General features: G+C 74.4%; 10 protein-coding genes. 6 read left to right on the top strand and 4 right to left on the bottom strand.

Annotated features, from left to right (window positions below):
* Nucleotides 1–171: 171 nt before the first annotated feature.
* The 6 genes from SNR22_RS17970 to SNR22_RS17995 all read left to right on the top strand — a co-directional run bounded on the left by SNR22_RS17970 (nt 172) and on the right by SNR22_RS17995 (nt 5,494).
* On the top strand, nt 172–849 hold the full coding sequence (locus SNR22_RS17970; protein WP_320067752.1) for an adenosylcobinamide amidohydrolase: 678 nt from the start codon (nt 172–174) through the stop codon (nt 847–849).
* A 56-nt stretch (nt 850–905) separates the two neighbouring features.
* A complete protein-coding gene (locus tag SNR22_RS17975) occupies nt 906–2,078 on the top strand; it encodes a CapA family protein (RefSeq protein WP_320067753.1) in 1,173 nt (390 codons plus the stop codon).
* 55 nt (nt 2,079–2,133) lie between these two features.
* Nucleotides 2,134–2,922 carry an endonuclease III gene (gene nth / locus SNR22_RS17980; RefSeq protein WP_320067754.1) on the top strand — a complete coding sequence of 263 codons (789 nt, stop codon included), beginning with the start codon at nt 2,134–2,136 and terminating at the stop codon, nt 2,920–2,922.
* Entirely contained in the window at nt 2,919–3,560 is a 642-nt protein-coding gene (locus SNR22_RS17985; protein ID WP_320067755.1) for a TlpA family protein disulfide reductase, read from the top strand. Before nth ends, SNR22_RS17985 begins: the two co-directional genes overlap by 4 nt.
* Nucleotides 3,557–4,252: a CoA pyrophosphatase gene (locus tag SNR22_RS17990; protein WP_320067756.1), complete on the top strand. Its 696-nt coding sequence runs from the start codon at nt 3,557–3,559 to the stop codon at nt 4,250–4,252. Before SNR22_RS17985 ends, SNR22_RS17990 begins: the two co-directional genes overlap by 4 nt.
* A 63-nt stretch (nt 4,253–4,315) precedes the next feature.
* Nucleotides 4,316–5,494: a MarP family serine protease gene (locus tag SNR22_RS17995; RefSeq protein ID WP_320067757.1), complete on the top strand. Its 1,179-nt coding sequence runs from the start codon at nt 4,316–4,318 to the stop codon at nt 5,492–5,494.
* Nucleotides 5,495–5,507: 13 nt separating this feature from the next.
* Here the strand turns inward: SNR22_RS17995 and SNR22_RS18000 are convergent, their stop codons facing one another.
* From SNR22_RS18000 to eccCa, 4 genes are all read right to left on the bottom strand, one after another.
* Complete coding sequence (locus SNR22_RS18000; protein ID WP_320067758.1) at nt 5,508–6,236, bottom strand: phosphatase PAP2 family protein; 729 nt, start codon at nt 6,234–6,236, stop codon at nt 5,508–5,510.
* 30 nt (nt 6,237–6,266) lie between these two features.
* Nucleotides 6,267–7,079, bottom strand: a complete 813-nt coding sequence (locus tag SNR22_RS18005) for a phosphatase PAP2 family protein (protein WP_320067759.1) — start codon at nt 7,077–7,079, stop codon at nt 6,267–6,269.
* 71 nt (nt 7,080–7,150) lie between these two features.
* A complete protein-coding gene (gene mycP, locus SNR22_RS18010) occupies nt 7,151–8,515 on the bottom strand; it encodes a type VII secretion-associated serine protease mycosin (protein WP_320067760.1) in 1,365 nt (454 codons plus the stop codon).
* Between the two features lie 100 nt (nt 8,516–8,615).
* Nucleotides 8,616–12,602 (bottom strand): type VII secretion protein EccCa, encoded by a 3,987-nt coding sequence (gene eccCa, locus SNR22_RS18015; protein WP_320067761.1) that lies wholly within the window; start codon nt 12,600–12,602, stop codon nt 8,616–8,618.
* Nucleotides 12,603–12,635: the final 33 nt, after the last annotated feature.

Raw genomic sequence — 12,635 nt, forward strand, 5'->3', positions numbered from 1 at the left:
GTCCGCTGATCCCTCGCGCGAGGCCAGTCTAGGCCCACGTGAGCCGTAATCAGAGGTGCACCCCTGGAATCTTGATCGTTGGATGTAACCTGCCCGCCCTGATCAACCACTATGATCGCCGGTTCGGTGGGCCTCGGACCCTCGACGTGCCGGGAACGTAAGGTCTGCGGCGTGTTGACCGAGCCGACCCTGACCAGCCGCCACGAGGACGGGTGGGACGTCCCGCTGCTCGTCTGGCGCGCCGACCGGCCCCTGCTCGCGGTCAGCTCCGCGCCGCTCGGCGGCGGGATCGGGGTACGGAACTGGGTGGTGAACGCGACCGTGCCCATGTCGTACCACCGGGACGACCCGGCCGCCCACCTGGCCGAACTGGCCGACCGGCTTGGCCTGGACGGACCCGGGATCGGCCTGCTGACCGGGGTCGACGTCGCCGAGTTGATCTCCCGCGCCGACGCGGGGGTGCGGGTCTGGGCCACGGTCGGGCTGGGCACCCCGGTACAGGCCGCCGCCCCCGAGTTGGCCCCGGCCGGACCCGCGGTGCCGGCGCTGCGGGTCGGCACGGTCAACATCGTGGTTCAGGTGCCCGCTCGGCTCGGCGACGCGGCGCTGGTCAACGCGGTGGCCACCGCGACCGAGGCGAAGGCGCAGGCGATCCGGGAGCTGGGGCTGGCGGCCACCGGAACCCCCACCGACGCGATCACCGTGCTCTGCCCGGTCGACGGCCCGCCGGCCGCCTACGGGGGGCCCCGCTCCGCCTGGGGCGCGCCGCTGGCCCGGGCCGTGCACGCCGCCGTGCTGGCCGGCGGGGCCGGCACCGTGGTCCCGTGGTCCGACCGGCGCGGGGCCTGAGTTCCGACCGATCGGCCATCGTCAGCGCGTAACCTGCCCCGGTAGGGTCGCCGTCAATGTATGCTGCCGCCCGCTCCGGAATCCGCTCGCCGCGCCGCCTCGCGCTCGGCCTCGGCATGCTGCTCACCGCGCTGCTCGTCGCGGGCTGCGCCCAGGCCGGAGAGGCGCCGGCCTGGCATCCCGGCGCCCCGGGATCGGCGACCGGCAGCAGCGACCCGGACACCACCGACGCCCCGGCCTCCACCGGCGCCACCCCGCCGGGCGCGGCAAAGAGCGTCTCGCTCTCGGCCACCGGCGACATCATCATGGGCAACGCGCCGAACCGGCTCCCGCCCGGCGGCGGAGAGGGCTTCTTCGACTCCGTCAAGAAGGCGCTCGCCGCGGACCTGGTGATGGGCAACCTGGAGGAGCCGCTCACCGTCGACACCGGCACCGGCAAATGCGGGGCCAACTCCACCCGGTGCTTCCAGTTCCGTGCCCCGCCGGAGTACGCCGCCCATCTGCGCGACGCCGGCTTCGAGCTGCTCAACCAGGCCAACAATCACGGCTACGACTACGGCCCCAAGGGCTACCAGAACACCCAGCGCGCGCTGGAGAAGTACGACCTGGCGCACACCGGGGCGCCCGACCAGATCACCGTGGTCGAGGTCGAGGGCGTCAAGATCGCCGTCGCCGGCTTCTCGTCGTACGTCTGGTCCAACAGCCTCGTCGACATCGACGCCGCCCGCGCCGTGGTGAAGAAGGCCGCCACCATGGCGGACCTGGTCGTCGTGCAGGTGCACATGGGTGGCGAGGGCGCCGACAAGACCCGGGTCCGGCCCGGCACCGAGATGTTCCTCGGCGAGAACCGGGGCGACCCGGTGAAGTTCTCGCACGCCATGATCGACGCGGGGGCGGACCTGATCGTCGGACACGGCCCGCACGTGCTGCGCGGCATGGAGTTCTACCAGGGCCGGCTGATCGCCTACAGCCTCGGCAACTTCGCTGGCGGCGGCAACTCGCTGAGCAACAACGGTCGGCTCGGCTGGGGCGGGGTCCTGAAGGTGTCGCTCAAGCCGGACGGAAGCTTCGCCGGTGGGTCGTTCACCTCGACGTACATGAACTCGATCGGCAAGCCGACCCTGGACCCGGACGACCGGGGACTGGGCCTGCTCAGGCAGCTCAGCGGCAGCGACTTTCCGGCCACCGGCGCCCGGTTCGACGACGAGGGCCGGATCACCGAGGGGTGACGCGCGCCCGCGTGGGCTCGCCGGGCCGGGATCGGACCGACGTAGGCTTTCCGTCGTGACCACCAGTTCCCCCCCCACCACTGAGACCGATCTCGGCCGCACCCGCCGCGCGCGGAAGATCGGCCGGGTGCTGACCGAGACACATCCCGACGCCCACTGCGAGCTGGACCACTCCGGCCCGCTGGAGTTGGCCGTCGCGACGATCCTGTCGGCGCAGTGCACGGACAAGAAGGTCAACGAGGTCACCCCGAAGCTGTTCGGCCGGTACGTGACGGCCGCCGACTACGCCGGGGCGGACCGGTCCGAGCTGGAGGAGCTGATCCGGCCCACCGGCTTCTACCGGAACAAGACCGACTCGCTGATCAAGCTGGGCCGGGCCCTCGTCGAGCGGTACGACGGGCAGGTACCGGGGAAACTGGCCGACCTGGTGACGCTGCCCGGAATCGGCCGCAAGACCGCCAACGTCATCCTCGGCAACGCCTTCGACGTCCCGGGCATCACCGTCGACACCCACTTCCAGCGGCTGGTGCAGCGCTGGCGGCTGACCGCCGAGACCGACCCGGTCAAGATCGAGCACGCGATCGGCGCGATGTACCCGAAGCGTGACTGGACGATGCTGTCGCACCGGATCATCTTCCACGGTCGGCGGGTCTGTCACGCCCGCAAGCCGGCCTGCGGCGCCTGCACGCTGGCGACGCTCTGCCCCGCGTACGGGACCGGGCCGACCGAGCCGGCCGCTGCGGCGAAGCTGCTCAAGGGCCCCCGGGCCCGAGACCTGGCCGTCGCTGCGGGCGTCGACCCCGAGCTGGTGCCGCAGCAGGCGGTCGCGGCGGAGGTGCCGTGAACCGCAGCCTCGCCGCACTGCTCCTGCCGCTGGCCCTGCTCGCCGCCGGCTGCACGGCCACGGCCGAGGAGTCGACGCCGTCCGAGCCCCGGAAGAACACCCGGCCGTCGCCGTTCGCCGCCTGCGCGGCCCTGACCGCGTCGCCGGCCTCGGCCGCCCCGACGGGGGCCACCCCGTCCGCCCCGGGTGCCGCGGCACCCGGCGGGTCGGGCCGGGCGACGCTGCCCGAGCTGACGCTGCCCTGCTTCACCGGCGGTGACCCGGTCGACCTGCGGGCCGTCCGTGGGCCCGCCGTGGTCAACCTGTGGGCTTCCTGGTGCCCGCCCTGCCGCAAGGAGTTGCCCGTCTTCCAGCGGCTCAGCGAGCGCGCGGCCGACCGACTTCAGGTGGTCGGGGTGAACACCCGGGACGGCCGGGACGCCGCCCAGTCGATCGGCGAGGACTTCGGCATCCGCTTCCCCGTCCTGTTCGACCAGGGGGAGAGCCTGCGCCGGGGGCTCAACCGCAACGCCATCCCGTTGACCGTGTTCGTCGACGCCGACGGTCGGGTCCGGCACGTCGACACCTCCGGCGCGCTGGACGACGCCCGCCTCGCCGAGCTGGTCCGCGAACACCTGGGACTGGCGGTGCCCGGGTGACCCGGCAGCTCCCCGACTGGATCGACCCGCTGCTGGCCCGGCTCGGCACGGCGCGGGTCGAGGACTTCACCAGCATCGCCACCCCGAGCAGCGGCGGGCGGGAGAGCGCCGTGCTGGTGCTCCTCGCCGAGGAGCCCGGGGCGGGCCCCGACGTGCTGGTCCTCCAGCGCGCAGCCACCCTGCGCAACCACGCCGGGCAGCCGGCCTTCCCCGGCGGGGCGGCCGACCCGACCGACGCCGACTTCGCCGCCACCGCGTTGCGCGAGGCGAACGAGGAGGTCGACCTCGACCCGGCCAGCGTCACCGTCCTGGCCGAGCTGCCGAAGCTGTGGATCCCGGTCAGCGACTTCGTGGTGACCCCCGTGCTCGGCTGGTGGCACCGGCCGCACCCGGTGCACCCCCGGGAACCGGCCGAGGTCGCGCACGTCGCCCGGCTGCCCGTCGCCGAGCTGGTCGACCCGGCCAACCGGATGCGGGTACGGCACTCGAGCGGCTGGATCGGCCCGGCCTTCTCGGCGCGCGGCATGCTGGTCTGGGGCTTCACCGCCGGGGTACTCGCCACCCTGCTCGAGATGGGCGGCTGGGCCCGGCCCTGGCCGCGCGACCGGGTGATCGACCTGCCGCCCACCGGGGCCACCCCGGCGCCGTCGGCCGGCACCGACGATGTTGACGAGATGGCCGGCCCCCGCTGACCTGATCGTCACGTTCCGCGAGCGCCGGTCCGTCTCCGTGCCTGCTGCCCGTACCCTTGTGGCGTGTCCGCCGTGGATCTCGTCCTGCTTCTGCTCATGCTCGTGTTCGCGATCAGCGGATACCGTCAGGGCTTCGTCATCGGGGTGCTGTCGTTCTCCGGTTTCTTCGTGGGAGCGCTCGTCGGCCTCCAGGTCGGCCCGCTGCTGGCCCGCCAGTTCGCGGACGGCGGAATGCGGGTGCTGATCTCCCTGGTCGTGGTCTTCGGGCTGGCCGTGGCGGGGCAGGCGTTGGCCGGCTGGCTCGGCTCCCATCTACGCCAGACGATCACCAGCAACGTGGGCAGGAAAGTCGACGACATCGGCGGGGCGTTCGTCTCGCTGGTCGCCGTCATGCTGGTGGCCTGGCTGGTGGCGGTGCCGCTGGGCTCGTCGACGCTGCCCTGGCTCGCCTCCTCGGTGCGTAACAGCGCGCTGCTCACCGTGGTCGACCGGGTGCTGCCGGACAAGGCGCAGGAGCTCTCCACCGCGCTGCGGGACACGGTCGACACCAACGGCTTCCCGGACGTCTTCGGCGACCTCGCGCCCACCCGGGCCCGGCAGGTCGATCCACCCGACCCGGCGCTCGCCGGCTCCGAGGTGGTGGCCAAGGGCCGGCAGTCGGTGGTCAAGGTGCTGGGCTCAGCGCCGAGCTGCTCCCGCCGCATCGAGGGTTCCGGCTTCGTGTACGCCGACGACCGGGTGATGACCAACGCGCACGTGGTGGCCGGCACCCGCTCGGTGGCCGTCGAGCTGAACGGCGACCGGTACGACGGCGAGGTGGTCGTCTACGACCCCGATCGTGACCTGGCCGTGCTGCGGGTGCCGGGGCTGCCCGGCCCGTCCCTGCGCTTCGCCGCTGGCAACGCGGGCAGCGGGGCGGACGCGATCGTGTTGGGTTTCCCGCTCGACGGGCCGTACAACGCCCAGTCGGCCCGGGTTCGCGACGTCGACCGGATCACCGGGCCGGACATCTACTCCTCCGGCGACGTCACCCGGGAGATCTACACGATCCGGGCGCTGGTCCGCAGCGGCAACTCGGGCGGCCCGCTGCTCTCCTCGAACGGCCTGGTGCTCGGGGTGATCTTCGCGGCGGCGGCGGACGACCCGAACACCGGTTTCGCGGTGACGGCGGCCGAGGCCCGCCCGGTGGCGTTGGCCGGCGCCGAGCGCACCCGCGCGGTCGGCACCGGCGAGTGCACCTGACCTGGCCTGAGCCTCAGCCGCCGGCGGGCACGGTCGTGTCAGCCGGGTCGGTGGCCGCCCGGGCCGTGTCGGGCAGTTTCCTCCGCCCCCACCGCACCCCGCGGTCCAGCACCGCCCGCGCCATGATCAGCACACAGGTGCCGCCGTTGAGGAACGACGCCACCACGTCGCTCGGGTGGTGCATGCCCCGGTACATCCGGGTCAGCGCGACGCCGACGGGCACCAGCACCAGCAGGGTCCACCAGGTGACCTTCGCCGGGGTGCTGCGCGCCCTCATCGCCAACAGCACCGCGATGCCGACGTAGAGCGCCACCGCGGCCGAGGTGTGCCCGGACGGGAAGCTGGAGGTGGGCGGGGAGGCGTCCATGTGCTCGACCGCCGGGCGGCGGCGGTCGATGGCCATCGTGGTCAGCAGGAAGACCAGGGCCTGTGCGCTGACCGCCGCGCACAGGAAGAGCGGTTCCCGCCAGCGGTGCAGCACCAGCCGCAGGCCCACCGCCACGACCACGGTCACCAGCACGACAGCCGGGGTACTGGCCAGCGTGCTGAACACCAGCGAGACGCTGTTCCAGCCCTCCGTGCGATCGGCAGCCAGCCCGCGGTTGACCGCGTCCTCGACGGTGAGCGGCCAGGTGCGCTCGAACACCCGGGTGACGAGCACCCCGAGCAGCACCATGAAGGAGAGCAACAGGCTCACGGGGAGCAGCACCCGCTTGAGGCTCTGGACCAGCACATCGGACATGGCCCCGCCAGTACCCGAGCGGGTCTGCCGCTAAGCCTGCCCGCCGCCCGGCCCTGAGCGGCCCGCCCCGTCGGCCAGCTCGGGCTCGACGCCGTCCATTGCCGGGTGCGACGGGCGGCGACCCGTGTGGTCCCGCCAGCTCTGGAAGGCGGCCGTCGTCGCGGCCACCGTCGCCGCGCCCAGCAGCCAGCCGGCGAGCACGTCGCTGGCCCAGTGCACGCCCAGCGCCACCCGGCTCACCCCGGTCAGCCCGGCGACCGCGACGGCGGCGGCCCAGAGCGCCCACCGGGTGGCCGGGCGCTCCCGGGCGTACGGGAGGAAGATCAGCAGCAGCACCCCGGCGGCCAGGGTCGCGTTCAGCGTGTGCCCGGAGGGGAACGAGTAGCCGGCGGCCCGCGCCACCGGGTCGAGCAGGTCCGGCCGGTCCCGGCCGACCAGCAGCTTGAGCAGCGCACCGACCAGACCGCCCACGGCCATCGTGGTGACCGCCCACCAGGCCAGCCGGGGGACGCGTCGGCGGAACAACCAGATCACCACGGCGAGCACGGCGACCCGCAGCGGCCCCGGGCCGAAGACGTGGGTCCAGCCGGTTGTCAACGACACCCAGCCGGGGTGGTCGAGGGCGTACCCGTGCAGGGCGTCGGTCACCGTGGCGTCCAGCCGGTGCAGGGGTGCCCAGGAGCCCAGCACCAGCAGGGCGAGCAGGGCGAACGGCACCAGGACCAGGAAGGCCGCGGTGGCGGCGAGGGTGAGCCGCAGCCCCAGCGACCGGTCCTGGTCGAGGCGGCGGGATCGCCACGACGGGGGCGTTGACACAGGGGTGTGCTGACCGGGCGTGCTCATGTCGCATCCCTACCCAGCCGGGCTCCGGATCAGGCCGGTCGGCACCGACGGAACCAGATGGCGGCGACCGTTCAGCGCATCCGCCGGCGGAACCGACGGAGCACCAGCGCGGCCCCGGCGACGAGCGTGGCGAGGACGGTGACGCCCGTCCAGAGCTGTTCCGGTGCGGAGGGCTCCCCGCCGCCGCCCGGCCGGGCCGTCCAGCGGGTCTGCTGGCGGGGGGCGGTGAAACCGAGCGGATCCGCGCCGGCGCCCGCGACCCGGTCGCCCTGTGCGGAGCCGGGTGCCGACCCGAAGCCGACCACGCCGGGGGACGAGCGGTCGTCGAGCGGGTTGCGGCTCACCGGTGCCACGTCGGCGCTGAGGGCGGCAACCGGGTCTACCACGCCGTACCCGAAGCTGTCGTCGCGGCCGGTGGGCCCGATGTCCCGGGCGGTGCTGATCAGCCGGTTCACCACGTCGCCGGCGGACATCTGCGGCCAGCGGGAGCGGATCAGGGCGGCGGTGGCGGCGACCAGCGGTGCCGCGAAGCTGGTGCCCTGCACCCGCCAGTACCCGCCAGGCCGGGCCCCGACCAGGTCGGTGGCCGGCGCGGTGAGGGTCGTGGCGTTGCCGCTGATCGAGCCGGACCAGAGGTTGTCGCTGGTGCGCTCCAGGCCGGCGACGGCGATCACGCCCGGCTCCCGGGCCGGATACCAGACCTCGGTGTCGGAGGAGGTGGCCACGTTGCCGGTGCAGGCGACCACCACCACGTCCCGGGCGAACGCGTAGTCCAGCGCCGCCGCCAGGGCGGGGCTGTCGCCGCTGCCGCCGAGGGACAGGTTGATCACCCGGGCGCCGTTGTCCACGGCCCAGCGGACCGCCTTGGCGACGATCATCGCGTCGTCGTACCGGTTCTCGTCGTCGAGGACCCGCACCGGGAGGATCTTCGCGTCCGGGGCGAGCCCCACGACCCCTCGCCGGTCGTCGTTGCGCCCGGCGATCAGGCCGGCCACCGTCGTGCCGTGCCCGACCGGATCGGGGCCGTCGTCGGTGTCGCCGTCGTCGACCATGTCGATGCCGGGCAGCACCTGACCGGCCAGGTCCGGGTGTGAACCGTCCACCCCGGAGTCGATCACCGCGACAGTGACCCCGCGCCCCGTCGACGTGCGCCAGACGGTCGAGGCGCGCAGCTCGTCGAGCTGCCACTGGTCGTCGCGGACCTGGTCGGCCCGGGCCGGCGTGTCGACCGGCGTCACCCGCCACGGCGTGGCCCCGGACGCCGCGACGGCGAACGGGGCGAACCCGGTGGGGCGGGCCGGCGCGGCGAGGGCCTGCGGCGGAACCGGACCGACGAGCGACACCGCGAGCGCCGTCGCGCCGAGTAGCGCGTGGCTCATGAGCCGTCGCGCCGTCGCCGGACGGCCCTGCCGAACCCCAGTCACATTCCCAGCCATTCATCGCGACGGACACATGCTGATCGGAGATTACCGTTTTTCCCCTTCGTCACACCGCGATCCGGGGATAGATCGCTGTTTTCACCGCAGGCGCGGACGACTACGGCGGGGGGAGGTGGGCCAGCTGGACCAGGCGGACGCCCTCCCGCCGGGTCACCAGCCGGGCCCGCCCCGGCGGGAGCGGGCCGGGCCGGACCTGGCCGACCAACGGCCCCTCCTCCGGGCTGCCGGCCATCACCAGCCCCGGGGTGGAGAGCTCCTTCAGCCGCTGAAGAAACTGGTCGTACCCGCGGGTGGCGCCCCCGGCGCGGCGGGCCAGCACCAGGTGCAGGCCGATGTCGCGGGCCTGGGGGAGGTACTCCTCCAGGGCCCGCAGTGGGTTGACCGGCCCACTGGCCACCAGGTCGTAGTCGTCCACCAGCACGAACAGCTCCGGCCCCGACCACCACGACCGCTCCCGTAGTTGCGCCGGGGTGACGTCCCGGCCGGGCAGGCGGTCCTGCATGTAGCCGGCGGCCGCCTCGACCAGATCGCCGGTGCGGGGGGCGGCGGTGCCGTAGCCGATCCGGTGGTCCGTCTCGATCGCGCCGAGCAGGCTGCGCCGGTAGTCCACCAGGATCACCCGGGCCTCGTCCGGGGTGAACCGGCCGATGATGGTCGTGGCCAGCGCCCGCAGGAACGACGACTTGCCGCACTCGGCGTCGCCGAAGACCAGCAGGTGCGGCTCGGTGGCGAAGTCGAGCACCACCGGGCGCAGGTCCGCCTCGGCGATTCCGACCGGCAGCGCCAGCCCGGTCGTGGCGGTCAGGTCCAGCTCCGCGTACGGCAGCACCGGCGGGAGCAGCCGGACCGGGGGCGCCGTCGGCCCCGGCCACGCCGCGGCGACCGCCTTCACCAGGGTGGTGGTCTCCCCTCCCGGGCCGGAGAGCCGGGGCAGCGCGGCGAGGAAGTGCAGGCTCTCCCCGGTCATCCCCCGGCCGGGCGACTTCTCCGGCACGCCCGCCGCCACCGCGCGGCGTACCAGCAGCGAGTCGGACGGGTCGCCGAGGCGCAGCTCCAGGCGGGAGCCGAAGAGGTCCCGGACGGCCGGGCGGAAGTCCGTCCAGCGGATCGTGCTGGCCACCACGTGTACCCCGTACGACAGGCCCCGCGCGGCCAGTTCGGTGATCAGCGGCTCCAGGTCGTCGTACTCGGCGCGCAGGGAGCCCCAGCCGTCCACCACCAGGAACACGTCGCCGAACGGATCGGTGGCCGGTTGCCCGGCGGCGGCGAGGGCGGCCCGCCGCTGCCGGTACGCGGCCATCGACTCGACCCCCAGCTCGGCGAAGCGACGCTCCCGGTCGACCAGCAGGGTGACCACCTCCCCGACGGTGCGTCGGACGGCGGTCGGATCGGTCCGGCCGGAGACGCCGCCGACGTGCGGCAGGTCGCGCAGCGCGGCCAGCCCGCCGCCGCCGAAGTCCAGGCAGTACACCTGCGCCTCGACCGGGGTGTGGGTCAGCGCCAGCGCGCAGATCAGGGTGCGCAGCAGGCCGGACTTGCCGCTCTGCGGGCCGCCCACCACGCCGACGTGCCCGGCCGAACCGCCGAGGGTGAGCCAGAGCAGGTCCCGGCGCTGCTCGAACGGCTTGTCGACGACGGCCACCGGCACCTGGAGCGCGCCGTGCAGCTCCGGGTTGGCGAACGTCAGCCCGCGCGTCGGGTCGGTGTCGAGCGGGCCGAGCAACTCGTCGAGGGTGGGTGGGGCGTCCAGCGGCGGCAGCCAGACCTGGTGGGCCGGCGGCCCCTGCCCGGCCAGCCGGTCCACCAGCACGTCGAGCAGGCTCTCCGCGCCCGGTACCTCCTCGGTGGCGGCCGGCCCCGCGAGGACGGCGGGCTCCGGCAGCGGCACCGGATGGGTGGAGAAGGCGAGCAGGCGGGGTGTGGCGGCCCCGCCGGGCCCCGCCGCGCCACCTCGGCGGCGGGCCGCCCCGGAGACGTACGCGGCCCGGAAGCGGATCAGCGGCTCGGTGCCGAAGCGCAGGTAGCCGTGCCCCGGCGAGCGGGGCAGCTCGTGCGCGTCCGGCACGCCGAGCACCGTCCGGGACTCCAGCGCCGAGAAGGTCCGCAACCCGATCCGGTACGACAGGTGGGTGTCCAGGCCGCGCAGCCGCCCCTCCTCCAACCGCTGGCTGGCCAGCAGCAGGTGCACCCCCAGCGACCGGCCCAGCCGGCCGATCTGCACGAACAGGTCGATGAAGTCCGGCTTGGCCGACAGCAGCTCGGAGAACTCGTCGCAGACCAGCAGCAGCGACGGCAGTGGGGCCAGCGGGGTGCCGGCGGCCCGGGCCCGCTCGTAGTCGCGCAGGCTGGCGAAGTTCCCGGCCCGGCGCAGCAGCTCCTGGCGGCGGACCAGCTCCCCGTTGATCGCGTCGACCATCCGGTCGACCAGCGGCAGCGCGTCGGCCAGGTTGGTGATCACCGCGGCGGTGTGCGGCAGCCGGTCGAACGAGGCGAAGGTGGCCCCGCCCTTGAAGTCGACCAGGACGACGTTGAGCTGCTCGGAGCTGTGCGTGGCGGCCAGCCCGAGGACCAGGGTGCGCAGCAGCTCCGACTTGCCGGAGCCGGTGGCCCCGATCAGCAGCCCGTGCGGGCCCATCCCGTCCTGGGCGGACTCCTTGAGGTCCAGCTCGATCGCCCCGCCGTCGGTGCCCACCCCGATCGGCACCCGCAGCCGGTCCCGGGTCGACCGGGGGGCCCAGCCCTGCTCGACGGTGAAGCCCTCCGGGTCGCCGATGCCGAGCAACTCGGGCAGGCCCAGCTCGGCGTTGACCGGGGCGTCGGGCCCGCGTACGGCGGTGGCCAGGCGCAGCGGGGCCAGCCGGCGGGCGACCGCCTCCGCGTCGGCGAGGGCCAACCCGTCGGCGCCGCCGACCTCGGCGTGCCCCTCGGCGGAGTGCGAGTGCAGCCGGCCGCCGCGCAGGTCGAGCAGGAGGGCGTACCGGTCGAGCAGCCGGGGCGGCGGGGTGTCCAGGTCGACGACGGTGACCGCGTCGATGCCGCCGTCGCCGACCAGGTCGGTGGCGCCGGTGAGGTCCCCGCCGTCGAGCACCACCACCACGTGCGGCCCGTCGGTGGCCGGGCCGGCCGGGCTGAACCGGGACCGGCTGGCCAGCAGCTCGTTGAGGAGCCGCTCCAGCTCGGCGACGGAGCTGGTGACCAGGCGCACCGGGCCGATGGCGTCGGTGCGGGTGGGGTGGTGGGCGTGCGGCAGCCACTTGACCCACTCCCAGACCGCCCGCCGCTCGGGGCCGGCGCAGACCGCGACGAGCAGCTCGTCCGGTGCGTGGAAGACCGCGAGCTGGGTGAGCACGGCCCGGGCCAGCGCCTGGGCGTCGGGCGAGCCCGTGCGGGGCCGAATTCCCCCGTCGGCACCCTGCGGGGCCGGCTCGCCCCGGACGAAGACCCGGGCGAAGCTGCGCAGCGACAGCGCCACCGGCAGGTCGGGCACCACCGAGTACGCGTCGAGGAACCGCCGCAGCGCGCCAGCGGTCATCGGCTCCAGCTCATCCAGCGGCCGGGTGACCGGGGGAAGCAACGGGGTGGCCAGGGTCTGCGGGCCCACGCCCACCCGCACTACGGCGAAGTCCGGGTCGGCCGGCCGGCGCTCCCAGACCCGGTGGCTGTCCAGGGTCGACCAGAGCCGGCCCGGGTCCGGGTGCCGGTAGTGCAGGCCGGCCCGCTGCTGCCCGGCGGTCTGCCGGACCCGGCGGCGCAGCACGCTGAGGTGCCGCAGGTACTCCCGACGGGCGGCCATCATCTCCGACTTCTTCGGCGTGCCGGAGGCACTGCCCCACGAGGTCACCAGCATCGCCAGGGAGGAGAGCCCGAACATTCCGCCGACGACGTACGAGTACGCCCCGCCGCCCCGGCCGAACATCATCGCCATGGCGACCGTTCCGCCCAGCATCGGCAGCACCATCAGCGCCTGCTGCCAGCGCCCCCCGGCGACGGCGGGGATCTCCGGCGGCGCCTCGACGGGCAGCTCGCCCACCGGGATCTCCGGCGCCGGCCGCCGGGGCGGTCGCTTGATGACGACAGTGGACACTCACCCTCCCCGCTGCGCACGGTAACCCGAGCC

The organism is Micromonospora sp. RTGN7, assembly GCF_033804645.1.
GTDB lineage: Bacteria > Actinomycetota > Actinomycetes > Mycobacteriales > Micromonosporaceae > Micromonospora.